The organism is Sphingomonas naphthae, assembly GCF_028607085.1.
Taxonomy (GTDB): domain Bacteria; phylum Pseudomonadota; class Alphaproteobacteria; order Sphingomonadales; family Sphingomonadaceae; genus Sphingomonas_Q; species Sphingomonas_Q naphthae.
The window spans coordinates 304,409-324,870 of record NZ_CP117411.1 but is presented as its reverse complement, the minus strand read 5'-3'; the positions used below and the strand labels follow the sequence as shown (position 1 = coordinate 324,870).

Sequence of the window (20,462 nt, the reverse complement as noted above, 5' to 3'; positions counted from 1 at the left end):
CGTTCGAGTGGGGAGTGGAGGGCCTCCCCTTGTTTAACCCCCCGCCCAGGCCTAGCTTCCGTCCCATGTCCGCCACCGCCCTCACCGACAGCTTCGGCCGCCGGATCAGCTATCTCCGGCTGTCCGTCACCGATCGCTGCGATCTGCGGTGTCGCTATTGCATGGCGGAGACGATGACCTTCCTGCCGCGCGCGCAGGTGCTGTCGATCGAGGAACTGGGCGAGGTCGCCGATGCCTTCATCGCGCGCGGGGTTCGCAAGATCCGGCTGACCGGGGGCGAGCCGCTGGTGCGGGGCGGGATCGATACGCTCGCCGCCACCATCGGCCGCCATGTGGCGAGCGGCGCGCTCGATGAGCTGACGCTCACCACCAACGCCACGCATCTGGCGGCCCATGCCGGCGCACTGGCGGCGGCGGGGGTGCGGCGGATCAACGTGAGCCTCGACACGCTCGACGCCGATCGCTTCCGCCACATCACCCGGACGGGCGATATCGCGAAAGTGCACGAGGGGATCGCCGCCGCGACCGCGCAGGGCATCCGCATCAAGATCAACATGGTCGCGCTGAAGGGGCTCAACGAGGACGAGATTGAGGCGATGGCGCGCTGGTGTGGCGCCGAGGGCCACGACCTCACCCTGATCGAGACGATGCCGCTGGGCGTGGTGGAGGAGGATCGCACCGATCGCTACCTGCCGCTCGATGGCGTTCGCCAGGCCTTGGCCGGGCGTTTCACCCTGATCCCGCTGGCGCATCGCAGCGGCGGGCCGGCACGCTATGTGCAGGTCGAGGAACTGGGTCTGCGACTGGGCTTCATCACGCCGATGACGGCCAATTTCTGCGACGGCTGCAACCGCCTGCGCGTGTCGGCCAAGGGCGAGATCGCGATGTGCCTGGGCCATGACGAGACGGTCGATCTGCGCACCGCGCTGCGCACCGGCGGGCGGGCGGCGCTGGACGCCGTGATCGACGAGGCGCTGACCCTGAAGCCGCTGCGCCACCATTTCACGATTCAGCGCGGCGAGGCACCGACGGTGCGGCGCCACATGAGCGTCACCGGCGGATGACGACGCCATGAGCGGCGAGCGCCGGCTCGCGCTGGCCGCCTCCCCGACCGAACAGGCGCAGGTGGCGGCGGCGGACCTGCGCCAGCGCTACGATTGGGTGCCGATCGGCGAGGCCGAGCTGGTGGTGGCGCTGGGCGGCGATGGCTTCCTGCTCCAGACCCTGCACGCCATGCTCGACCGGCATCGCGCCCTGCCGGTGTTCGGGATGAACCTCGGCACCGTCGGCTTCCTGATGAACGAATGGTCGCCCGACCTGCTCGAAAGCCGCATCCTGCGCGCGCGCAGCTTCACGGTGACGCCGCTGCGGATGACGGCCACGACCGTATCGGGCGAGGTCGTCACCTATGCCGCGATCAACGAGGTGTCGCTGCTGCGCGAAACCCGCCAGACGGCGCGGCTGGAGGTGACCGTCAACGGCCGGGTCGTGCTGCCCGAACTGGTGTGCGACGGGGTGCTGGCGGCGACGCCGGCGGGATCGACCGCCTACAATCTTTCCGCCCACGGGCCGATCCTGCCGCTCGATTCGTCGCTGATCGCGCTCACCCCGATCAGCGCCTTCCGCCCGCGCCGCTGGCGTGGCGCCATCCTGCCCGATCGCACCCGCATCGGCTTCCGCGTGCTCGATCCGGTCAAGCGCCCGGTCTCGGCCGTGGCCGACCAGCGCGAGGTGCGCGACGTGGCGACGGTGGAGGTGGCGATCGACCGGAGCAGCACGCTGACGCTGCTGTTCGATCCCGAACATGCGCTGGATGACCGGATCACGATGGAGCAGTTCGTGATCTGAGGGGGCGCACACCCGACCTGAGCCGTTCGTGCTGAGCGAAGTCGAAGCACGGGAGACTGAGCGCATCGTTTGGGCACGTCCTTCGACTTCGCTCAGGACGAACGGGTAAGTTTCAGAGAGCGCCGGGAGCGCAAGATCGCCCCTTGCAAGTTTCGAACACCCGCTGCTATAGGCGCGCCTCCCGACGGGATTGCCGTTGGGAAGCCAGTGTTCCCCGGTAGCTCAGCGGTAGAGCGTTCGACTGTTAATCGAATGGTCGCCTGTTCGAATCAGGCCCGGGGAGCCAGCACACTCCGCAGAAAACAGCCATTTTTCTGTCGAAGGCGGAGCTGTGCCCGCGCGCCATTATGACACGCGTTATGACACCCATTCTGACATTCACGGCTCGTTCTCGTCGCCTTCGACGGTGTCGCCAGCGGTGATGAGTGCCACATGCTCGCGCCGCTTGAGGGCGATTCGGCGCCCCTTGGCCTCGCTCGCCTTGTTGTAGATCGCGGTGATATCGAGGGTCTTATGGCCCGAGACCGCGCGCACGTCGTCCTCGCCCGCGTCTCCAATCTCGGTGATGCCGCCGTGGCGGAAGCCGGTGAAGCGCAGATCGGACGGAAGCCCGGCCTTCTTGCGGATGCGGCGATGCAGCTTCGCCATGTAGTCGACGTCATAGGCCTCGCCGATCAGCCCGCCGTCCTCGCGGCGGACCATGCGCCCCAGCTCTTCCTCGAGATCGGGGTAAAGGACCACCGCTTCACCATCGATCGAATCGACGAGCGGGATCTTCACCAGGTTGCCGGTCTTCGACTGGATCAGGCTGATGCGCTCGCCGGGCCGATAGTCCCGCCACATCACCCCGCGCACCTTCTTGTCGGGATCCTCGAAGCCGAAGGCGTCATAGACGCGCTGACAGCCCTCAAAGCAGATCGCGGCGGCCGTGGCCATGCTCTGCTTGCCCATCGCGCGCGCAGTGGCCCTGTAGGCGTCGTATTCGGCGCGCGTCGCTGCGCGGTTTCCCGTGCCCGAGGTGCTTTTGATCCCCATGCCCGAGAATGGATTGGCCTTTACGCCCGTCGCCTTGCTGTAGCCGGGCCGCATCGCCTGGTTCCACACGAGGCGGCAGACCTGCATCATATAGCTGCCTTGGCGCTCGCCATGCTTCGCCCGCGCCCGCGCATAGAGCTTGTCGGCGGCTGGCGCGTCTATCGCTCCTGCTTGGCGGTCTCCGAAGATGCCGATTTTCATCGCCATCGCCTCCACGCCGTCCATGGCGACCTTATAGCCCTTGCGGGTCTTCCAGGCTTTCGTCGTGTACCGCTCGCTCTTGCGATACCAATCGAACAGCCAGCGCACGGAGCCGGGAACCAACTCGGTTCGGCCGGCACCGAGGCGCCATTCCTTGAACGCCGCGTTCAGCGCGTCGGCGCGCGGGATCGCGGCGGCCGGATCGGCGCCGAGGGCGGTGGACACCACGGGACACATGCGATCGTGCCGCATGGCCGGCGGCGAGGCCCATTTCGGGCGGACCCAATAATAGGAGATCGCGCCACCAGCGAGCTTGCGCGCCTGCACATAGGCAGGCATCCGCAGCACGGCCGGCCGGCTCCTAGTCGTCGCCAAAGTTCAGATCCTCCGACACGTCGGCGGTGAAGAGGTCGGCCAGCGCCGCGTCGAGCGCCGATCGCAGGACGAGTTTCTGGCCATTCGGCCCGCGCGCGCGGAACGCGACCTTGTTGGCCCGTTCCCAGGCACGCAGCTGCGCCTCGGCGACGCCCGTGTAGGCCAGCGCCGCATCCCGGTTCATGGCCGCCGGCCAGTCCGGCAGGCTCGCAAGGGCAAGTCCCATCCTACTCCCCCATCGTCGGGATATGCGGGGTCATGCGTCACCGCCTTTCGGAGCCGGGAGCATGGGAAGCATGTTGGGTGCTTTGCCGATCCGGTAAGCCTCTGCGATCTGCGGGCGCATGAACTGGCTGACCGTTTCCCCGCCGGGCAGGACAATGTTCGCCATGAACTCGTCCTCGAACACGCTGATGCCGCTCTCGACGGCCTCCAGCTTCGCCTTGATGACGAGCGCAAGCGCGCGCCAGCGTTGGCGGGTTGCCTGCTCCCATTCCTTCAAGGCTGCGGCCGGCTCTCGTGCGCCTCGGCTATGGTGGGTGAACCGGCGATCGTCTTTCGCTGGCAGCGGCAGGATGAACCTGATGTGGCGACCGCCCATGCGGAAGCCGACGACCGCATTGTCCTCCTGCCAGCCATAGAGGAACTGGTCTGCGCCATAGCGTTCCAGTATCCGCTCGATCTCATCACGCGACCGCGAGCTGCTGACCTCGGTTGATGCTGCGTACCGGCTCACTCCCCCACCTCCCCCGCGAGAGCGCGGGATCGGAGGGCTTGGGCGAGGATGCCGCGTGCACAATCTCCGTCCGGTCGGAGCCCCATGAACCGAAGGGCTTCAAGAGGATCACGAGTGAATTGTGGGACGTGATACGCCCGATGCAGCTTACCCTTAGGCGGGTAGGTGAAGCCGTTACCGTATAGCCTTCCGTATGGCGTCAGTATTTGGCAGGCATTATCGCCGTTAAAGTCTCTGCCCAGAGTGGCATAGCGCCACCCGAGCGCCTGTTCGGCGATGTCTGCATCCAAGTCGCGATCAGGGCTTTTCGCAGCCGCCACGCGATCCGCCAGCGCCACCAGCGCGGCCCGCTCTTCATTGGTCATGGATAAGCACTCCCAATCTGGCCCAATTCATTGCTTCCGGTGCAAGTGTTTCGATGGTCATTGGCATGCGGACACCGCTTGTTGCCGCAAGTGGCGCAGACGAACATGCGCTGCATGCGCAGGTCTTGTCCGCCAAAACCATCCGCGCGAGGATCGGCGGCGACGGCCTCCTTTGTGCAGCGACGACAAGAGCAGCGCGTCGTCATTCTTCACCCCAATAGCTCATGTCGGCATCGGCGCAGCCTTCAGGGTCTTCTTCGCGCTGCCAATAGGTTTCGAAGTAGGTCGGCGCTGTGGCATCGGCGTAATCCGCGATGGAACCCCCGTCGTCGAACGTCGGTCCTGCCATCGCCAGCATCCGCGCCTTGAAGCGCGCGCAGAATTCCTCATAGCCCATGATCGTCGCCTTTCGCGGGAGGGGTGGGGAGGGCGGCGATGGCATGGCTTGCCCAATCCTTGCAGGCGTCATCATAAGTCGAAGCATAGAAGCCCCGCCCACACCGACATTGGCCAGCCCAATTACCATCGGGTTGATGATACAGGCCGATTGTCATGTGCTGCGAAAGCCCCACCACCTCGCCCACCTCGGGCGCTGGCGTGGGGGTGGTGAGCCACGTCTTCACATAGTCTGGAAGCCAGTCCAGCGAGCTGAGGTATTCCCTCGCCGCTGCATCAGCCCCGGCCCCGCCAGCTTCGGCGCGCTTCTCCAGAACGTCATAGCGCTCCATAGAATTGGCCATTTCGGTATAATTGGTGGTATCCCACGTCGCGCCGATCCCGCCGCACTCGCTGCACCCGCCGCCGAGCTTGCAACCGAAAGCCTCGCTGAACGGGTAGTGGCCAACATCATAACCATCCTCGGTCTCGTGGCACCCCGAACAGGACTTCCAGAAACCTCCTCCATCACCGGAGTATTCTGCCACGACCTCGGCCACGCGCGGGCGCACATCATCGTCCCCACCGCCTGCGGATGACGCGAGGGCGAGGGCGGCGCGGGCAATGTTTGGAATGTCCTCCAGTTTATCGCTCTGGATGTAGAGATACGTCTCGACGATTTTCGCAATCCGCTCCAACGCCGCCCGCAACTCCCGATCGGCGGCGGAGGCCTCATCATCAGCTACGATCGAACGAAGGCGGATCAATTCGTAATGCTGCTGCATCAGGTCATAGCGCCAAACGAGCGCCGTCTGATCTGGAACGCCCTTCTGTTGAATGACGTAGGAACGCTTCAGCCGTTCATCGGCGCCCGCTCGATCGCTGACCTTGAAGGGGTCTGGTCCGATGTCAGGGAATCCGCCGACCAAGGCGCGGGTGTTCCATGCGGCGATGGCTTTGCCCTTTGTCTGATAGCCGTTGACCAAGCCGCTATTCGCACTCGCACCACACTTGATGCAGTTGACGGAAAACGCTTCGGTGATAGGCGAACCATCCTCCCACCATGTATCTGTTAGCGGCTTGGAATATTGCGTCCGACCGTCTGCACTCGCTTCTCCGCCACAGAATGGGCACGGCAGCAGCGCCACCGCCTCTTGCGTGGGGTTGGTCATTGGGTGGGCTCCATTTGATAGATCGACGGGGCAACGCCGGGTCGCATCCGGCTGTCAGCGCCGGCAATGGCAGCGTGCCAGTTGGCAAGTGCGGCGGCCGTGCTGATCGTGTGATGCTTGGCTTTTTCGGCATCACCGCGCACCGCCGCGTCCGCAGCCTTCTGCGCGAGGTAACCGACCAACCAGAACCAATCGAACGGCGTCTTTCCCGCGTCATGATCGGCACCCCAACGATCACGCTGATGTGCGGCTTCAATCGGAACGCCCGCCATAAAGTCCGCCGTCTCGGGCGTGTTGATGATCGACTGACGAATGTTAGCGTAGTCACTCACCCTCGTTCCTCCTGAAGAATGTGGTCGCGCGACCGAATTTCCCGGTCGATCAGTGCAGCTATCTGGATAGCGAGTGGATCAATGGCGGAGGCTTCCGCATCAAGGCCCAGCAACCATGCGGGTGATACACCTAGAGCGCGCGACAGTCCCCAAACCGCCCGAACTGTAGGATTACGCGAGCGGCCTTTCTCAAGCTCCCAAATATGAGCTTTTGTGAAGCCCGAGGCTTTTGCCACCTCGTCTAACGTCATCTTGCGGGCCGCTCTTACTTGAGCGATGCGAGCCTGCATTTGCGACAGGTCGGGCATTGCTTCCCGCGTCTGCGCCTCGCTCAACCCTGCCGCGATCGTGGGGATCGAGGGCGTCATGAGCCCACCAGATCGCGAAAGAGGATCGGCTGGGTGGTCCCGTCGCCGTAAACGCTATCGAGCCATGCGGCTGCGCTCGGCTCATCCCCATCCCACTTGTCGGGAAAGGTGCGGGCGGCGATCAATTCACGAATGCGCGCCTCCTCCTCCGCATTGATGAGGTCGATGCCGCGATCGGGATAGCCGGCGCGGATCGCGCCCGCCGTTACCTCGGCCTGGATGGCGAGGATCTGTTCGAGGGCGATCCCGCGCGCTTCCAAGGTCAGCGGCCCCATTCGCTGCGGGTTCTTGGCGATCGAGCCATCCTTGAGGCGCTCGACCCCGCTCTTGCGCAGACGCTGGGCCGGCTCGCGCATCCAGCGGTAGATGGGGCGGAGGCCAAGCAGCGGCCGGCAATGCTCCCAGCCCGCCATGCCGACGATCACGGCCAGCGCGGTATCCGCCGACGCCAGCGGGCAACCGGTGCAGCCCGTGCGCGCGTTGATCTCGGTAGCGTCGTCGCCACCATAGGCATCGGCGAGGATCGCGGTCGGCCAGCTGCCGAACTCCGGCTGGGTGGCGAACACCTTCAGCCAATCCCACACGATGCAAACGCGCCAGTGGAGCAGCGGCGCGAGCGTGGCGATCCGGCCCTTGATGCCGGCGGCGCCGGGCAGCACCTGCTGATACCAGCCCTGCCCGCATTCGGCACCATCCTTGGAACAGGACATCGAGATGCGGCCGTCGCGCACGGCGCTCTCGCCCTCGCGTACGCCGGTCAAGGTCAGCACCGTGCCGGGCAGGCCGTCGATCACCTCGGCCAGCGCGGCGGCCATGGGTTCGACTTTGATCTGGCGGGTGCACCAGCGCAGCGTATTGTTGTTGGGTGGCGGGACGCCCCTGCCCAGAATGTAGGCCATGAACCGCTTGTCGAGCGGCGCGCGCACCACGATCACCTCGATCCAGTTGCGGAGCCGCAGCTTGGCCATGATGAGGTCGGCCGACGCCTGGATCGGCGGCAGCTCCTGTCGCGTGTCCGCATAGAGGACGTAGAGGCGCTCGGGCTGAGGTATCTCGCCCGCGTCGATGAAGTGGATCAGCAGCGTCAGGAGCGCGGTGCTGTCCTTCCCGCCCGACCAGCAGACGGCGACATGCTGGTGTCGATCCCAGTATGCGCGCAGCGACGCGAGGGTCATCTCGATCGCCTCTTCGTGGACCATGCGGACGCCACGCGCGAACAGGTTGTCGGTTGGGCCGCGCCCCACCCCCACCGTCGCGGTCATGATGCGAGGCTTTCAACACGCACGCTGCGGGCCATGCTGAGCAGAAGGTCGCGGAATGGTAATGGCGTTGCGTTGCGGGCTTTGTGGGGCAACGCTCGTCCCGCCACTGTCGCCTTGCCGGCAGCCTTCGCCGCCGCTCTCTCCGCCGCGCTATGGTAACCGTCTTCGAACTGGACGAAGGCGCCGGGGGCCTTACCCCAGATTAAGGACGGCAGATCTGCGCCCACAGCGTAGAGCCAAGTAGCTTTCCGCGCCGCATGACCATAAGCTCCCTGCTCCACACAGCACGTCCAACCTCCTTGCCAGTCCGCCATCACCCAACCTCCCGATTTGGGCGGTGTGATCAGGTCGTGAGCGGTCCAAGCGTGAGACGCTTCGGGATGTTCGAGAACTCCACCCCAGCGGCGCACAGAAGCTAGGGCGGACGCAAAGCAGCCTGCGTCGTCGCCCTTGACCAGTCTCGGCCACGTCGTTGGCGAGCCACCCCAGTAGCGCCCCCACCGCTGGCACGGCGGATGCGCCACGACCGGATGCGGCCCGGCGTAGAGGCGAGCATCGCGCGGTTCATCCCACGGGTCCACCCCCTCCAGACCGAAGTAGCAGCCGCTGGTTTCGACGTAGAGCGCGGCTACCCGCCCCATCCCCAGCGTCGCGGTCATGCGGGCGGTCATGGGACTTGGACCTTTCGCCCTTGGGCGAGCGCCGATTCATGGCCGCTATAAGCAGCGGCCTTCTGCCGATAGAGTTCCTGTAGACCGCGAAGCGCCCGCGCGAGTGTGACATCGCCGTTCTCGCCAAGCCACGGCGCGCGGAGCCCAAACCCGGCGGATCGAGCCGTGAACCAATCTCCGTGCTCTCGGCACGAATAAGTCACCTCAAGGGTCGATAGACGATTGAACCCGCTCGACCGGATGCCGGTGGCAACTATCTGGACGGCGCCCTTGGCTGACCGATGAACCGTCCAGTTATAGCCAGGCATGAGCTTGGTGAGCGCCGCGCGAAATTTGGTGCTGTCCATCAGCGCGCTATTCTCACCCACGCTCCACCCCCTTGATCTCCGCCACCCGATCGGCTTGGGCGGTGGCGATGGTGGCGAGACGCATGATCTCGCGCTGTTCGGACAGCCATGCTCCGACGTAGGGATTGGCCTCCTCAATCTCGTGCCAGCGGGGCCACCGCTTCTCCCGACCCTTGAAGATCGCGGGCCATGACCGCGCGGAGCGAAGGTTGTTTTCGGCGAACCGGCGCGCGGCCGTCATCTTGAGATAGAAGGGCATCGCCGCGTCCGGGATGCGGCGGCCGGCGTCGCCCGTGTCGCGCATGCTGAGCGACTGCCGGCAGTCGGGCAGCAGCACCGGCTCATCTAGCTCGAGGCGGTCATGGCCCTCCGATCGGACACCGTCGTGCAGGTCGACCGTGAGCGTGCTGAAGCTGCGGGCGAAGCCCCAGCGCTTCAGCACCGCCATATCAGCCTGGTTGAAATGCTCCCGCACGTGGGAGGCCACCAGGGCGACGGCGGCACCGCGCTCGACCTCGGGCAGCTTGGCGGCCAGATAGGCCTTTTCGGCATGGGCAACGATCTTGCCCATGGTCTCCTGATCGGCCTCAGGGCGCCACACGGCCCGCGCCGGCGGGATCTGAATGCCAGCGGGGCCGATGGGGTGGCGGCGCGCGTTCTGCGCCGCGCGACAGGCTGCATCCGCAAAGCCTGTGGGCGTGACCACGCGAATTTTGCCAAGGGAGAACCGGTTTCTCATGCGGCTGCCGCCACGCTCTCGAGCCATTCGGCCTTACCGGGCCATTCGTCGAAATAGGCGTCAGACAAAACTGCGGGCTCGACGCCCCCAAGAAAGACTTTGGCAAACGAGCACCAGCCAATATCATGCTGAAGGGCGTGGCACTTGTCGCTGAGCGGAACGCAATGGCGGTCAGCGACTTTCCCTCCCACCGCCTTTTCCCCTGGAAACGGAACGTGGGCTGCCACTATGGCGCCGCCGCATTTCACGTTGCGCCCCAGACATGCGCACGGAAGGCCTCGCAGCCACTTCCGATACTTGTCAGCCACCCTCCAAGCAGGACGCGGCGCATTGCGACCGCCCCGCTTCAAGGCCTTATGTGGAAGACGGAAGCTCATTGGGCACCCGAAGAAGGTTGGCGCGACCGGCTCCCGAGGGTCGCGCTAGGGGTTACAGGCCGCGACGTGGGGACATCGCCGGGAGCGGCTTCGGGGGGCAGGCAGGCGAGCCATTCGAGGATGGCGGCCAACAGGAACAGGCAGAGGGCGGCGCCCATGGTCAGGTCGGCGATCCGCTGGCCGGCGATGTGGCAGGAGACGGCGGTGGCCAGGATAGCGAGCGCCGTGCAGGCGATGGCGAGCGGGCTACGCATCGACCGTCTCCCGCTGGAGCGCGGCGCCACGGACATATTCGAACGCGGCCAGCACGTCGGCCGGCGCGTTCGCGCTGACGATGACGGTCACCGGGCCGTTGCGGTCCCCGAACATCTCGCCGTGCAGTTCGCGCCGCTCCTGGTGGCTCAGGTTGCGCCACTTCGCGATCGAGATATCCCCGAGGAGCAGGCCACGGGGCGAGCCCTTCTGCATCGAGCCGATCGAGAAGCCTGCTTCGGCCAGCGCGGCTTCAGCGGCATGGATGGCGGCAAAATCGCCGGGCTGCCGGAAGATGATCTCTCTCGCCATCACGCGCCGCGCACTTCGTGAGGCGTCGCTCTGCGCACCGCATCGACGACGGCCACGATATCCGCGACGGCGGCTGCGAGATGCTTCTCCGCGATCCGGATGCGATCGAAGTTCGGCTTCGCCAGGTCGTAGATCGAGAGCTGCTCGAGGCGGCGCTTCTGATCGCCAATCGCGAAACGCACGTCCGAAAGGATATTGTAGGTGGCGGCGTTGGCCGCCCGGGCCTCTTGGGGCTCAAACTGGATTGGCCTCTTGGCCATGCGGCGCTCCCATCAGGAAAGTATCCCGACACCGTCTTCGGCCGTGAGGCGATCGGATGTGGGCTGATGGGAGCATAGTGCATATGTGCAGCGCCAAGGTCAACACTTAAATGCACATATGCACGTCAATCGTCAGGCGGTATCCAGTCGGGGTAGAATCCGCTGTCTTCGTCGACGGGCGATTCGTCGATAAACTCGGGCGGCAGGTCTGGCTCGTTGCCGTCGAAGGTGGCGCGGATGATCGCGCCCCAGACCGTCTGCGCCTGGAAGATGGCCTTCACTGGCGCACCCCGCCCGATCAGGCCCGATACCAGCGGCGCTCTCTCGGCCGTGATATAGCCCATCATCATCCCCTGCCCGTTCAGGACGGTGACGGCGTATTGGTCCTCTGGGTTCTTGGGCTCCGGCACCAGCTCGACTGGATCGCCAGGCCGGCATAGCTCGATCGCAAAACGGCGCGTGGGGCCGCGCTTGGCATCATATTTGACGCCGACGACAGCAAGGGAGAGACTTGTTGGCGCGACCATTGCGAATGTCCAGAAGCTATGCGAATCTGCGTTGATGCGACTTTGGCCCGACCCGAAGAGGAGCCCCGCTCATGCCTTTCTGGCCGGGGTAATCGTCGGCACCCCGTTCACGCTACCCCTTTTTGTCGGTCTTTTTGTGCGGAGTTAGATTGAGAATTACAACCGCCCAGCCAAATACACCAACTGTGGCAATGTAGGCGGTGGGCCACTGGTGAGAACGAAGAACCGCACTGACTATTTCAGCGTCATTGCGGCTGAGCTTATCACCTATATCTCGCGCTATGATCCATATCGCAAAATTTGAAACGATCATCACGCTTGATATGATTGCTCCTACCAAGCCAATTGTGACCATCAATTTCCAGTAACTGTCGCGATGGTTGTAAGACCAAAATGCAATCCCGGTTATGCTAACCAGAACAAGGCCATAAACGAACGTCCAAATAGTTGTTGCGTCGGGCCCGCTCATTTCCTCTTCCCCACAAACACCACCCTCGCCCATATCCTCACGAAGTCGATCGGCTCTTCGTCGGGCGGAACCGATGGATTGTCCGACAGGATCTGGTATCGGTCACCCTTGACCCGTAGCCGCTTAATCGAGGCGGTATCCCCCACGGTGAACGCCCACATGGCGTCCTGCTCGCGCACCTTGGTCTGGGATCGGTCGAGCAGGATAAGGTCACCGTCGTCGATCGTCGGGTGCATGCTGTCGCCGCGCCCGCGCGCCCAAGTAAGCAGACCGATGGACGAACTGGTTATCGTCTCAAGCCACCGTCGCGGGAACTTGAGAGGAGTGCTTTCTAGCGCGCCGGTGTCGGTATAGGTTGAGCCCAGACCGAACGCGAGATCGATCTGCTCCACCTCGACGGTATCATCGTCATTCGCGGGCTCGGGAGGCGCGACGCGCGAGGCATCCAAATTACTCGCCAGGAAGTCTAGGACCGACGGGATGTTCGCCGCCTTGGCCAGAGCGTGCAGCGTCGGGATGCCAGTGACGGAAGCGTAGTCTTCCTTGACGGCCCGTGTGAGCGTTGTCGCAGCGCCCAGCCCCGCCTTCTCAGCCCAGCTTGCCCAGCTCCACCCGAGGCGCTCACGGGTCGTCTCTAGCCACTTCGCTATGATACGTTGCTCTGGCTGCATATCTGCAAGATAGCCTGCCGAGCGGCCGCGTTTCACGCTGCACATATGCCGTTGACGGCGATGCACATATGCATCATACGTTTCGGCATGATCGATCCGCTTGACCCTCGAACGCTTCGCCCCTCCCGAGAAGCGGCCGGGCTGACCCGCAAAGACTTGGCCACCTTGGCCGGTGTCAACGAGACAACGGTCCTGCGGATCGAAAGCGGCGACGTTGACCCGCGCCTGGATGGAACGTGGGCTCCCTTGGTCCGCGCACTCCGCACCCGCCCCACCCCCACCAAGGCGGAGGCAGCATAATGGACGCATGGATGTACGTCAGCGACGACGAACCGTCGCCGCGTCCCCTCACCCTCGTTCAAGAAGAGCGGGTGCGGGAGATCGTCCGGGAGGAGGTTCTGGCTGGTCACCGCGTCTCCAGCGAGGCGGTGGTGCGGCGTCAGCGGAAGGCTATTCCGTGAGCCCCTCCAGTATCTCTTCCCGGCGCGCGGCGAGCATTTTGCTGACGCTTGCGGCGCCTGGATCGCCAGCGTCAGGCTCCATAAAGTCGAACACGGCGGAAATGTCATCTGGCTTGAGCGCGCCTGAGATGGCCAGCCGGTTGCAGAGCGCGAACAGGCCGTCGAGGGCAGTTTGCCCCCCAGATAGCCAAGCTCGCCAATGCCCGCTCCGCCTCTCTCTGTTGCCGGTCGGCAATCGCATTCTGCTCGGCAATCTGCGCGAATGCCCGCTCCGTGCTTTCGTCCAAGATTTTTCCCCTTCGTGTGTGCGCCTTTCACACGATAGCCGGAAGGGGTCGGGCCGCAAGCCCGGCCCCGGAAGGTTGCTGACGTGGCCGCCGCCCTCATCACCCGCCGCAACGGCTGGATCCTCACCACCCCACTTCGGGTCGTTCGTCTGCCCGATCAGGACGCCATCGGCCGTCCCGCGAACGATCGCTCCATCTCCACCGACCGCCGCAGCGTCAGCGATCATGATGGTGTCGGACATGGCCGGGCTTCTCTTCATTCCAACGCAGGTGCAGCATGAAGACTGGGGCAATCCACCGACATTACCGGGCCGCATCGGGTTCTGACCTGATTTCCGCGCTTGCGGAGAGCCTGGAGCGCATCAAGCGCGAGGACAATCTGACCGACGGGGAGCTCGGCCGCTTCCTCGGGAAGTCCGGTGCCGATCAGGGCAAGGCCTACCGCACCGGCTTCGCCGAGATGCCGGTGACGTCGTTCTTCCGGGGTGTCGAAAAGTTCGACGGTCGCTTCGCCAACGACGCGCTCGCGCTGGTCGGCATGAAGCTGGTGCCACTCGAATCCTCCGCCGCGACGGATCGGGACGCGCTGCCGGCGATCACCGGCCTGCTGCACGAGGTGGCCGTGGCGCTGGCCGATGACGGCAAGATCGACGATCGCGAGTTGATGGCGATGCGGCCTGAGCTGGAGAGCGCGGGCCGCGCGATCGATATGCTGCGCGAGCGGCTTCGCCTGCGGAGCGTGGCATGATCCCCGCGTGGCTGAACCCGTGGCGCGAACTCCGCCAGCTCCGCGCCCTCTACGCGAGCGTCTGCGCCCGCTTGGGTGAGCTTGAGCGCGAGCTAGAGGGCATCCGCTACCGCCGCTCGCAGGGCGCCCGCTCCGGTAACATCACCCGCAAGCTCAACCAGATCGCCGCCACCCCGGCTCCCGTTTCCCACCCCGAACACGAAGGTCAGCAGCCGGTCTAACACCCGGCTCCACGGAGGACATTGACGATGGATATGCGCAATAGCGCGGAGGCGGGTGAGACCGTTTCCGCGAGCCCGAAACCGCGCCCGCTCCGGGTGCACGCCAAACCTTGTCCGCCGGACATCGTCTCGGTCGCCCTGAGCCACACGACGCTCACCCTCCAGCGCCACTATGGCGTCGGGTCCAGCACCATGCGCCGTTGGCTCAAGGTGAGCGGCGCGAAGACCCGCCCGCGCGGCGGCAATGGGCGCCGCGACGCCCCGAAGGATTTCGAGGTCGTCGCCCCCGGCAAGACGATCGCGCAGCTTCAGATAATCTATCGCTGTTCCGACAGCATGATTTCGCGGTGGCGGAAGGCCTGCGGCATCGTGACCATCTCGTCGGTTCGGCGGCCGATGCCGGACCAGTTTCGGGAGGACGCGGCCTATTACAGCCTGCGCGAGCTGGCGGCGCGTTATGGCGTTGCCCGGGACACGATCACCCGCTGGGCAGTCAATGCCGGCATCCGCCTCAAGGGGCGGCCTGTCGCCAAAACCAAAGACGCGCCCAGCATCGCCAAGGCTGGCGTCCCGCGCACCCCGCCAATTCCGGCCTTGCCCGCCGGCGCGGCGGCGCAGGCGGCGCAGCATCTCCGCCGGTTCTTCCCCAACGTCTACCCTGCCGCGATCCTCGATCTGAAGGAGCGCAAGCGCCTGCCTGGATTCGGCCGCGACATGTGGGTCGTCGCCGGTCGCGGCACTCTCCCCGCCAATGACCTGATCGCCCTCGCGGAGTCCAAGGGCTTCGATCAGCGCGCTTGGGCGGCGATCTGATGGCGACTGCCGCCGTCGCCTATTCGGCCGCTCAGACGGTCGACCACATCAACCGGGAGAAGGATGACTTCTACCCGACGTGGCCGGCTGCGACGGCGGCGCTGTTGAGCGTCGAGCGATTTGAGGGTGCCATCTGGGAGTGCGCGGCGGGCGAGGGCGACATGGCCGCCGTCCTGGCCGCTGCCGGCTACGAGGTCATCAGCACCGATCTCGTCGACCGTGGGCATGGTGAGGCTCGCGTCGACTTCCTGATGGAGTGGCAGGCCCGCGCGCCGAACATCGTCACCAACCCTCCTTTCGGCCTGGCCTTCGAGTTCATCGAACGCGCGCTGCAACTGGCCAGCGGCAAGGTCGCGATGTTCCTGCGCCTCGCCTTCCTCGAAGGCGTGATGCGCGGCGAATGGCTGCCGACGACACCCCTCGCCCGCGTCTGGATCATGTCACGGCGCGTCCCGATGCAGCGCGGCCGCCTTTCTGAAGCCGGCGACGGCCACGGCGTGATCGCCTTCGCCTGGTTCGTCTGGGACCGCGACCATGATGGCCCGCCCCACCTCGGCTGGCTCGATTGGAAGAGCCTGCCCACCCCCTCCACCACCACCGAAACCAAAGGAGCCTGACACGATGCTGATCGATCCCGAAAACCCACCGTCGAGCTATGCGGCGGACGGCAAGGCCAACGTCCCGGCGGCCAACACCTTCGACATGTTCATCCGCATGTTGGAGGACGGCGAGTTCAACCGCGAGATGACGGAGGAGATGCGCACGTTCGCGTCCGATCTGGCGAACGCGGCCATCATCTCCGGCGGCAAGGCCAAGGGCAAGCTGACCATCAGCCTCGACTTCGCGCTCGACGGCCGGGTCACCGAGATCGCCTCGAAGTACAAGTTCGATGTGCCCACGCCGAAGCGGCCGAAGTCGATCATGTGGCAGACCGAGGACGGTCGCTTCACCCCGAACAATCCGCACCAAGGCAATCTGTTCGGCGCCCGCGAAGTCCGTGGCGAACGCAACTTCGGCAACTGACGCCACCCCCTTTCAACACCAGCAGAAGGACTGACCCAATGGTCGATTTCACCGATCCGCACGGCGGCGTGGTCGCCGAGGCCCGCAGCCTCGTCGAAGAATATGTGAAGGCGGACATCCTTACCGCCAAGGAGCCGGGCACCGGCGCCGAGGCCCTCGTCATCCGCTCAGGCAACGATGTGCGGGCGTTGTCGCCGTTGCTGTTCGATCTCTACCGGGAAGCGCCGCTGCACCGCCACGGCACGGCCGTCATGCTCTCCCTCGAAAGCCTGATGGCGCACGTGAACCGCTTCAAGGATGCCGAGAGCGTCATCTTCGCCGACGATGAGCGGACGAAGCCGAGCATGACGGCGGTGCTGGACTATCACCCGACCGGCGGGCCGGGCACGGCGCCCAGGTTCGGCAAGCACCGCGCGACCTTCGCCTTTCCCATGTCGGACGAATGGAGGGCGTGGCTGGCGACCGACGGTAAGAAGATGTCGATGACCGACTTCGCGGCGTTCCTCGAAGATCGCCTGCCCGACCTGATGATGCTCATTCCCGGCGAGGACGAGCTGAGCGAGGATATCCAGCACCTCGTCAACGAGCTGGGCGGCCCCGACATCATCGCCGGCCCTACGCGGCTGATGGAACTGGCGCGGGGTCTCTCCGTCAACGAGCAGAGCACCGTCCGGCAGGTCGTCAACCTCGCCAGCGGCGAAGGACAGGTCCACTGGAACGCGACCCACACCGATGACACCGGCGCGCCGGTGAAGGTGCCGAAGGTGTTCATGATCGGGATCCCGATCTTCCGGCACGGGCTCTTCTGGCGCATCGCCGCCCGCCTGCGCTACCGCGTCAACGCCGGTGCCATCGTGTTCTGGTACGAGCTGTTCCGGCTCGATCGCACCTTCGACGCGGCCTTCAGAGGCGCCATCAATCAGGTGCGGGCGGAGACCGATTTGCCCGTATTCCTCGGTCGTCCGGAAGCCTGAGGAATACGGGCCATCAGGGCCATAGTTACAAGCTCGCCAACCGGGGCAGGTCGGTCACGACCCGCCCCGGCATTGGCGCGCCCACCATCACCGCGCATCTGCAATGCTCGACCTGCGCGAAACGCGGCGAGCGGAAACTGCGGATGCTGATGCCGCCCGAGCAAATCGACCAGAAGTTCACGCAGGCCGGATGGTCGATCGACCCCCACGTCTGCCCCGATTGCCGCGCCTCGCGCACCAAGGAGAAGCCCATGGCGTCAAAGCCATCGCCCGCCGCAATGAAGGCGCAGGTCCAGATGATCGGCCTGCTGAGCGAGCATTTCGATACCGATGCCGGCGCCTACGCGGTGGGCTGGTCGGATAAGAAGATCGCCGACGAGACTGGCGTTTCCCCGGCCACCGTCGCCGAGTTCCGCCTCGCCGGCTTCGGCGAGATCAAGGAGCCGGCAGCGATCTGCGCCCTGCGCGCCGACATCAACGCCCTCGATCAGCTTTCCCGCGAACACCAAGCCATCGTGCAGAGTGAGATTGCCTCGCTCCGCTCTAAGCTGGCCCAGGTGTCGGCGAAGGTTGTCGCGTGATGCCGAGCGCGCTCGAGCCCCTCGGCCGCTCCCCAGCCCGCCAGCGCGTCATCCGTGACACGCTGGCGGCACTGGCGGCGCGCAAGGCTGACCGCCTTGCCCGTCAGGACGCAGCCCGTCGCGGCGCCGCCACGAAGGTCCATCAGGCCTATCGTGCGGATCCGCTCGTGCGCGAGGTGCGCGGGTAGGTGGTCGACTCCGCCGCCCTGCTCGCGCGCCTCATAGAGGCCGGCACGCCACTCGCCCTTGTCGGCGAGGTGGCGGCAGCCCTCGCGCGTGCAGAGGCGGAGGCGCGATCTGCGATCGAAGCGGCCGCGCTCCCGAGCAAGGGGGCACTGCGCACTCGCCGCTGGCGGGAGCGTCACCAGTCGTCACAGAGCGTCACATGTGACGCCCGTGACGCCGATGTGACGGAATCCGTCACCGCGCCCCCTACCCCCAATAAAAGCCCCCCAGACCCCCAAAAATTAACCCCCACCCCGTGTGTGTGTGTACCGCACGAGCGCGAGGCCGATCCGATTTCGGTTCCGATCACCTCCCGGATCATGGCCAATCGCCTGGCACTGGCAACGCTGGCAGCCATGGCGGCGGGTCAGCGCGAAGCCGCAGCCCTCGACGGCGCGGTGGCCGCCTGGAACGACATGGCGAAGCGTACCGGCCTGAGCGCGGTCGTGAAACTCACCGCCGAGCGCAAGGGCCGTCTCCGCGCCCGCCTTGCCGAGTTCGGCCCCGACGCCTTCACCGAGGCCATCGCCGCCATCGAGCGGTCGCCATTCTGCCGTGGCGACAGCGACCGAGGGTGGCGAGCCGATTTCGACTTCCTCCTTCAGCCCAAGAGCTTCACCCGCCTGATCGAGGGTTCCTATGACCGACAGACCTCCCAGCACCGCCCTCGCCGACCAGCGAACGACGAGCCTTGCAACCCGATGGTCCGCGCCGCTGCTGCCGCCATCGCTCGCGGCGGTGGTGGATGACCATGGCCTGTGGGCCGATGGCGCCGCCCGGCTGCCGGCGTTGACGGGCGAGGATAGGGCGGCGGCGGTCGACGCTCTGGCGGCCTACGATCAGGCGCCGCGAGGCACCGGACCACGGAAGATCGCCGCGCTCGTCGGTGCGGCCGCCGTCGCCTTCCCGGCGCAGCGGGTCAGTGACGATGAGGCGGCGGCGCGTATCGACCTGTATCAGCGCCAGTTGGCGGATATCGACGCCGACATCCTCGCGGACGCCTTCAGCGCGGCGATCAATGCGAACCGGTTCTTTCCGACGATCGCCGAGATCCGCGAGCACGCGGCGAAGCTGCCGGCCCCGCTCCGTGTGGTGCGCGCTTGGCGGCTGCGCCAGATTCTCCGCGCCGCGCCGGAGCCCGAGGCGGCCGATCCATTCGACGTCGACGCGGCCAATGCGGAGATGGAGGCCATGGGCTCCCGTATCCGGTTCAAGCCGGACGGCGGAACCTATCGCCTTCCGGCAGCCGAACCCGACCAATCACGGGAAGCGGCGTAGCCCACCACCTGCATCATCAGTACATAGAGAGAACGGGATCGGAGTAAGTGAGTATGGGGCGGGGAAGCGAGACACCGAAGGAGCGAGCCGAGCGGATCAGGGCGGCCCGCGCCGCCTTGGCCGCTCGCTACGCGGCGGACCCGGCCGCAGTCGCGCGCTATCAGGCGCGCCAAGGGCGGCTGGCAGATGCAATGCGCCGCCAGCGCCAGCGCGTTGACGAGCGCGTCATGGGCTACCGACCCGATCCGCCCAAGTTGGGATCCAAGCCGGCTGGTATGAGCAAGGCGGAATGGAAGGTGGAAAAGGCTCGCCTGCGGTCGGAGGCCATGAAGGGCTCGCGCTTCACTGGATTCGCCGGTACGCCCGAGACGCTGGAGAAGGCTCAGGGTACGCACTCCGACGCGCTCGTGCAGATGAAAGCCAATGGCACGATCGACGCCGACCAGCTCGAATGGGCGGCCGAGATCGCCAATGTCCATCGTTCGATTGAGAGCGACGTTGCGGTGAGCGTGGCCAGCCTCGAAGCTCGCGTCGATAATGGAGGCGGCAACCGCAACAGGGTCGGCGAGAGCATCCGCCGCATCCGTCTGCACATGGCCTATGGCCAATGGCGCGAGCAGCTACCTATGCCGCGCCAGCTCGTGCTGGACATGATCGTCGGCGATGCGATCGGTTACAGCGTCGCGGCCAAGCGGCATGGCGTCCATCACCGACGGGCCCGGCGGCTGCTGATTGAGGCCCTCAACCGCTGGCCGGCCTGCGTCGATCGGGTTTACCGCCTGTGGAGTGACGATGAGATCGCCGCATCCCGAGATGCCGCGTGAAAAGGGCTTGCGGGTGGCCATGAAAAATGACAATCTTCCCAAACATCGAATTGCGCCCGCAGCGGATAACCCCGCTCGCGGGCGTTTTCATATCCAGGTCAGCCCGTAACCATATCGGGCTCTCGGGGAGGTAGCGCGCCTCCCCACATCGTTCATCCAGTTGCACCAAAGGCCTGCCGCCTTATCCACCCGACCACGGCGGCGGGTGTGAGGCCCATGCTCGATCATGATCGTAACTCGGTGGCAGGCTCCCACTCAGGTGGGCTGACATAACCGGGAAGCATGGGAACGCCGAACCTATAGGAAGACGGCTACTGGCCAGCCATGCGGGCG

At 65.5% G+C, this 20,462-nt stretch carries 33 protein-coding genes and 1 tRNA gene; 16 read left to right on the top strand and 18 right to left on the bottom strand.

All coding sequences use genetic code 11. The annotated features are described in order from the left end of the window. Window positions 1-65: 65 nt before the first annotated feature. From moaA to PQ455_RS01685, 3 genes are all read left to right on the top strand, one after another. Window positions 66-1,064, top strand: coding sequence for a GTP 3',8-cyclase MoaA (gene moaA / locus PQ455_RS01695; protein ID WP_273688644.1), 999 nt, complete (start codon window positions 66-68; stop codon window positions 1,062-1,064). 7 nt (window positions 1,065-1,071) lie between these two features. After that, window positions 1,072-1,848 carry an NAD kinase gene (locus PQ455_RS01690; protein ID WP_273688642.1) on the top strand — a complete coding sequence of 259 codons (777 nt, stop codon included), beginning with the start codon at window positions 1,072-1,074 and terminating at the stop codon, window positions 1,846-1,848. 211 nt (window positions 1,849-2,059) lie between these two features. Further along, window positions 2,060-2,134 (top strand) — tRNA-Asn (locus PQ455_RS01685). Window positions 2,135-2,226: 92 nt separating this feature from the next. Here the strand turns inward: PQ455_RS01685 and PQ455_RS01680 are convergent. The 17 genes from PQ455_RS01680 to PQ455_RS01600 all read right to left on the bottom strand — a co-directional run bounded on the left by PQ455_RS01680 (window position 2,227) and on the right by PQ455_RS01600 (window position 12,730). Continuing rightward, window positions 2,227-3,432, bottom strand: coding sequence for a site-specific integrase (locus PQ455_RS01680; RefSeq protein ID WP_273688640.1), 1,206 nt, complete (start codon window positions 3,430-3,432; stop codon window positions 2,227-2,229). Window positions 3,433-3,445: 13 nt separating this feature from the next. Continuing rightward, entirely contained in the window at window positions 3,446-3,685 is a 240-nt protein-coding gene (locus tag PQ455_RS01675; protein WP_273688638.1) for a hypothetical protein, read from the bottom strand. Between the two features lie 30 nt (window positions 3,686-3,715). After that, the gene (locus PQ455_RS01670; protein WP_273688637.1) at window positions 3,716-4,195 is read right to left on the bottom strand and encodes a uroporphyrinogen decarboxylase/cobalamine-independent methonine synthase family protein; all 480 of its coding nucleotides are present in this window, start codon (window positions 4,193-4,195) and stop codon (window positions 3,716-3,718) included. Continuing rightward, window positions 4,192-4,560 carry a hypothetical protein gene (locus tag PQ455_RS01665; protein ID WP_273688635.1) on the bottom strand — a complete coding sequence of 123 codons (369 nt, stop codon included), beginning with the start codon at window positions 4,558-4,560 and terminating at the stop codon, window positions 4,192-4,194. Before PQ455_RS01665 ends, PQ455_RS01670 begins: the two co-directional genes overlap by 4 nt. Window positions 4,561-4,762: 202 nt before the next feature. Then, window positions 4,763-4,957 (bottom strand): hypothetical protein, encoded by a 195-nt coding sequence (locus PQ455_RS01660; RefSeq protein WP_273688633.1) that lies wholly within the window; start codon window positions 4,955-4,957, stop codon window positions 4,763-4,765. Next, entirely contained in the window at window positions 4,947-6,107 is a 1,161-nt protein-coding gene (locus tag PQ455_RS01655) for a Lar family restriction alleviation protein (RefSeq protein WP_273688631.1), read from the bottom strand. The genes PQ455_RS01660 and PQ455_RS01655 overlap by 11 nt, the downstream gene beginning before the upstream one ends. Beyond that, window positions 6,104-6,439, bottom strand: coding sequence for a hypothetical protein (locus PQ455_RS01650; protein ID WP_273688629.1), 336 nt, complete (start codon window positions 6,437-6,439; stop codon window positions 6,104-6,106). The genes PQ455_RS01655 and PQ455_RS01650 overlap by 4 nt, the downstream gene beginning before the upstream one ends. Further along, the gene (locus tag PQ455_RS01645; protein ID WP_273688627.1) at window positions 6,436-6,747 is read right to left on the bottom strand and encodes a helix-turn-helix domain-containing protein; all 312 of its coding nucleotides are present in this window, start codon (window positions 6,745-6,747) and stop codon (window positions 6,436-6,438) included. Before PQ455_RS01645 ends, PQ455_RS01650 begins: the two co-directional genes overlap by 4 nt. A 56-nt stretch (window positions 6,748-6,803) precedes the next feature. Next, window positions 6,804-8,069, bottom strand: a complete 1,266-nt coding sequence (locus tag PQ455_RS01640; protein WP_273688626.1) for a phosphoadenosine phosphosulfate reductase family protein — start codon at window positions 8,067-8,069, stop codon at window positions 6,804-6,806. A gap of 667 nt (window positions 8,070-8,736) precedes the next feature. Next, window positions 8,737-9,087 (bottom strand): hypothetical protein, encoded by a 351-nt coding sequence (locus tag PQ455_RS01635; protein ID WP_273688625.1) that lies wholly within the window; start codon window positions 9,085-9,087, stop codon window positions 8,737-8,739. Between the two features lie 13 nt (window positions 9,088-9,100). Continuing rightward, a complete protein-coding gene (locus PQ455_RS01630; RefSeq protein WP_273688624.1) occupies window positions 9,101-9,826 on the bottom strand; it encodes a hypothetical protein in 726 nt (241 codons plus the stop codon). 373 nt (window positions 9,827-10,199) lie between these two features. Beyond that, window positions 10,200-10,457: a hypothetical protein gene (locus tag PQ455_RS01625; RefSeq protein WP_273688622.1), complete on the bottom strand. Its 258-nt coding sequence runs from the start codon at window positions 10,455-10,457 to the stop codon at window positions 10,200-10,202. After that, on the bottom strand, window positions 10,450-10,767 hold the full coding sequence (locus PQ455_RS01620; RefSeq protein WP_273688620.1) for a hypothetical protein: 318 nt from the start codon (window positions 10,765-10,767) through the stop codon (window positions 10,450-10,452). Before PQ455_RS01620 ends, PQ455_RS01625 begins: the two co-directional genes overlap by 8 nt. Continuing rightward, on the bottom strand, window positions 10,767-11,027 hold the full coding sequence (locus tag PQ455_RS01615; protein ID WP_273688618.1) for a hypothetical protein: 261 nt from the start codon (window positions 11,025-11,027) through the stop codon (window positions 10,767-10,769). The genes PQ455_RS01620 and PQ455_RS01615 overlap by 1 nt, the downstream gene beginning before the upstream one ends. A gap of 125 nt (window positions 11,028-11,152) precedes the next feature. Next, a complete protein-coding gene (locus tag PQ455_RS01610; RefSeq protein WP_273688616.1) occupies window positions 11,153-11,554 on the bottom strand; it encodes an HIRAN domain-containing protein in 402 nt (133 codons plus the stop codon). Between the two features lie 112 nt (window positions 11,555-11,666). Then, a complete protein-coding gene (locus PQ455_RS01605; protein ID WP_273688614.1) occupies window positions 11,667-12,023 on the bottom strand; it encodes a hypothetical protein in 357 nt (118 codons plus the stop codon). After that, window positions 12,020-12,730 carry a S24 family peptidase gene (locus PQ455_RS01600; protein WP_273688612.1) on the bottom strand — a complete coding sequence of 237 codons (711 nt, stop codon included), beginning with the start codon at window positions 12,728-12,730 and terminating at the stop codon, window positions 12,020-12,022. The genes PQ455_RS01605 and PQ455_RS01600 overlap by 4 nt, the downstream gene beginning before the upstream one ends. 9 nt (window positions 12,731-12,739) lie before the next feature. Between PQ455_RS01600 and PQ455_RS21040 the strand changes: the two genes are divergently transcribed. Further along, window positions 12,740-12,994 carry a helix-turn-helix domain-containing protein gene (locus PQ455_RS21040; RefSeq protein WP_420542818.1) on the top strand — a complete coding sequence of 85 codons (255 nt, stop codon included), beginning with the start codon at window positions 12,740-12,742 and terminating at the stop codon, window positions 12,992-12,994. Continuing rightward, window positions 12,994-13,155 (top strand): hypothetical protein, encoded by a 162-nt coding sequence (locus PQ455_RS01595; protein WP_273688610.1) that lies wholly within the window; start codon window positions 12,994-12,996, stop codon window positions 13,153-13,155. Before PQ455_RS21040 ends, PQ455_RS01595 begins: the two co-directional genes overlap by 1 nt. On the opposite strand, the gene PQ455_RS01590 is transcribed toward PQ455_RS01595, so the two are convergent. Next, window positions 13,145-13,684: a hypothetical protein gene (locus tag PQ455_RS01590; RefSeq protein ID WP_273688609.1), complete on the bottom strand. Its 540-nt coding sequence runs from the start codon at window positions 13,682-13,684 to the stop codon at window positions 13,145-13,147. The two genes, PQ455_RS01595 and PQ455_RS01590, sit on opposite strands and share 11 nt — an antisense overlap. A 35-nt stretch (window positions 13,685-13,719) precedes the next feature. On the opposite strand from PQ455_RS01590, the gene PQ455_RS01585 reads away from it, so the two are divergent. The 11 genes from PQ455_RS01585 to PQ455_RS01535 all read left to right on the top strand — a co-directional run bounded on the left by PQ455_RS01585 (window position 13,720) and on the right by PQ455_RS01535 (window position 20,129). After that, window positions 13,720-14,190: a hypothetical protein gene (locus PQ455_RS01585; protein ID WP_273688607.1), complete on the top strand. Its 471-nt coding sequence runs from the start codon at window positions 13,720-13,722 to the stop codon at window positions 14,188-14,190. Continuing rightward, the gene (locus tag PQ455_RS01580) at window positions 14,187-14,411 is read left to right on the top strand and encodes a hypothetical protein (RefSeq protein WP_273688605.1); all 225 of its coding nucleotides are present in this window, start codon (window positions 14,187-14,189) and stop codon (window positions 14,409-14,411) included. Before PQ455_RS01585 ends, PQ455_RS01580 begins: the two co-directional genes overlap by 4 nt. Before the next feature lie 27 nt (window positions 14,412-14,438). After that, window positions 14,439-15,224, top strand: a complete 786-nt coding sequence (locus tag PQ455_RS01575; protein ID WP_273688603.1) for a hypothetical protein — start codon at window positions 14,439-14,441, stop codon at window positions 15,222-15,224. After that, window positions 15,224-15,841, top strand: a complete 618-nt coding sequence (locus PQ455_RS01570) for a hypothetical protein (RefSeq protein WP_273688601.1) — start codon at window positions 15,224-15,226, stop codon at window positions 15,839-15,841. The genes PQ455_RS01575 and PQ455_RS01570 overlap by 1 nt, the downstream gene beginning before the upstream one ends. 4 nt (window positions 15,842-15,845) lie before the next feature. Next, window positions 15,846-16,247, top strand: a complete 402-nt coding sequence (locus PQ455_RS01565; protein ID WP_273688600.1) for a hypothetical protein — start codon at window positions 15,846-15,848, stop codon at window positions 16,245-16,247. 38 nt (window positions 16,248-16,285) lie between these two features. Beyond that, the gene (locus tag PQ455_RS01560) at window positions 16,286-17,221 is read left to right on the top strand and encodes a DUF2303 family protein (protein WP_273688599.1); all 936 of its coding nucleotides are present in this window, start codon (window positions 16,286-16,288) and stop codon (window positions 17,219-17,221) included. Window positions 17,222-17,364: 143 nt separating this feature from the next. Beyond that, window positions 17,365-17,802: a hypothetical protein gene (locus tag PQ455_RS01555; RefSeq protein ID WP_273688598.1), complete on the top strand. Its 438-nt coding sequence runs from the start codon at window positions 17,365-17,367 to the stop codon at window positions 17,800-17,802. Beyond that, window positions 17,802-17,990: a hypothetical protein gene (locus PQ455_RS01550; protein WP_273688597.1), complete on the top strand. Its 189-nt coding sequence runs from the start codon at window positions 17,802-17,804 to the stop codon at window positions 17,988-17,990. The genes PQ455_RS01555 and PQ455_RS01550 overlap by 1 nt, the downstream gene beginning before the upstream one ends. Then, a complete protein-coding gene (locus PQ455_RS01545) occupies window positions 17,991-18,776 on the top strand; it encodes a hypothetical protein (protein ID WP_273688595.1) in 786 nt (261 codons plus the stop codon). Further along, window positions 18,769-19,305 carry a hypothetical protein gene (locus PQ455_RS01540; RefSeq protein WP_273688593.1) on the top strand — a complete coding sequence of 179 codons (537 nt, stop codon included), beginning with the start codon at window positions 18,769-18,771 and terminating at the stop codon, window positions 19,303-19,305. The genes PQ455_RS01545 and PQ455_RS01540 overlap by 8 nt, the downstream gene beginning before the upstream one ends. 116 nt (window positions 19,306-19,421) lie before the next feature. Beyond that, complete coding sequence (locus PQ455_RS01535; protein WP_273688591.1) at window positions 19,422-20,129, top strand: hypothetical protein; 708 nt, start codon at window positions 19,422-19,424, stop codon at window positions 20,127-20,129. The last annotated feature ends 333 nt before the right edge of the window (window positions 20,130-20,462 follow it).

Coding starts and splice junctions, on each gene's coding strand:
- moaA (WP_273688644.1), top strand. CDS start 66: ATGTCCGCCACCGCCCTCACCGACAGCTTCGGCCGCCGGATCAGCTAT.
- PQ455_RS01690 (WP_273688642.1), top strand. CDS start 1,072: ATGAGCGGCGAGCGCCGGCTCGCGCTGGCCGCCTCCCCGACCGAACAG.
- PQ455_RS01675 (WP_273688638.1), bottom strand. CDS start 3,685: ATGGGACTTGCCCTTGCGAGCCTGCCGGACTGGCCGGCGGCCATGAAC.
- PQ455_RS01665 (WP_273688635.1), bottom strand. CDS start 4,560: ATGACCAATGAAGAGCGGGCCGCGCTGGTGGCGCTGGCGGATCGCGTG.
- PQ455_RS01660 (WP_273688633.1), bottom strand. CDS start 4,957: ATGGGCTATGAGGAATTCTGCGCGCGCTTCAAGGCGCGGATGCTGGCG.
- PQ455_RS01655 (WP_273688631.1), bottom strand. CDS start 6,107: ATGACCAACCCCACGCAAGAGGCGGTGGCGCTGCTGCCGTGCCCATTC.
- PQ455_RS01645 (WP_273688627.1), bottom strand. CDS start 6,747: ATGCCCGACCTGTCGCAAATGCAGGCTCGCATCGCTCAAGTAAGAGCG.
- PQ455_RS01640 (WP_273688626.1), bottom strand. CDS start 8,069: ATGACCGCGACGGTGGGGGTGGGGCGCGGCCCAACCGACAACCTGTTC.
- PQ455_RS01635 (WP_273688625.1), bottom strand. CDS start 9,087: ATGGACAGCACCAAATTTCGCGCGGCGCTCACCAAGCTCATGCCTGGC.
- PQ455_RS01630 (WP_273688624.1), bottom strand. CDS start 9,826: ATGAGAAACCGGTTCTCCCTTGGCAAAATTCGCGTGGTCACGCCCACA.
- PQ455_RS01625 (WP_273688622.1), bottom strand. CDS start 10,457: ATGCGTAGCCCGCTCGCCATCGCCTGCACGGCGCTCGCTATCCTGGCC.
- PQ455_RS01620 (WP_273688620.1), bottom strand. CDS start 10,767: ATGGCGAGAGAGATCATCTTCCGGCAGCCCGGCGATTTTGCCGCCATC.
- PQ455_RS01615 (WP_273688618.1), bottom strand. CDS start 11,027: ATGGCCAAGAGGCCAATCCAGTTTGAGCCCCAAGAGGCCCGGGCGGCC.
- PQ455_RS01610 (WP_273688616.1), bottom strand. CDS start 11,554: ATGGTCGCGCCAACAAGTCTCTCCCTTGCTGTCGTCGGCGTCAAATAT.
- PQ455_RS01605 (WP_273688614.1), bottom strand. CDS start 12,023: ATGAGCGGGCCCGACGCAACAACTATTTGGACGTTCGTTTATGGCCTT.
- PQ455_RS21040 (WP_420542818.1), top strand. CDS start 12,740: ATGCCGTTGACGGCGATGCACATATGCATCATACGTTTCGGCATGATC.
- PQ455_RS01595 (WP_273688610.1), top strand. CDS start 12,994: ATGGACGCATGGATGTACGTCAGCGACGACGAACCGTCGCCGCGTCCC.
- PQ455_RS01590 (WP_273688609.1), bottom strand. CDS start 13,684: ATGTCCGACACCATCATGATCGCTGACGCTGCGGCGGTCGGTGGAGAT.
- PQ455_RS01585 (WP_273688607.1), top strand. CDS start 13,720: ATGAAGACTGGGGCAATCCACCGACATTACCGGGCCGCATCGGGTTCT.
- PQ455_RS01580 (WP_273688605.1), top strand. CDS start 14,187: ATGATCCCCGCGTGGCTGAACCCGTGGCGCGAACTCCGCCAGCTCCGC.
- PQ455_RS01575 (WP_273688603.1), top strand. CDS start 14,439: ATGGATATGCGCAATAGCGCGGAGGCGGGTGAGACCGTTTCCGCGAGC.
- PQ455_RS01570 (WP_273688601.1), top strand. CDS start 15,224: ATGGCGACTGCCGCCGTCGCCTATTCGGCCGCTCAGACGGTCGACCAC.
- PQ455_RS01565 (WP_273688600.1), top strand. CDS start 15,846: ATGCTGATCGATCCCGAAAACCCACCGTCGAGCTATGCGGCGGACGGC.
- PQ455_RS01560 (WP_273688599.1), top strand. CDS start 16,286: ATGGTCGATTTCACCGATCCGCACGGCGGCGTGGTCGCCGAGGCCCGC.
- PQ455_RS01555 (WP_273688598.1), top strand. CDS start 17,365: ATGCTGATGCCGCCCGAGCAAATCGACCAGAAGTTCACGCAGGCCGGA.
- PQ455_RS01550 (WP_273688597.1), top strand. CDS start 17,802: ATGCCGAGCGCGCTCGAGCCCCTCGGCCGCTCCCCAGCCCGCCAGCGC.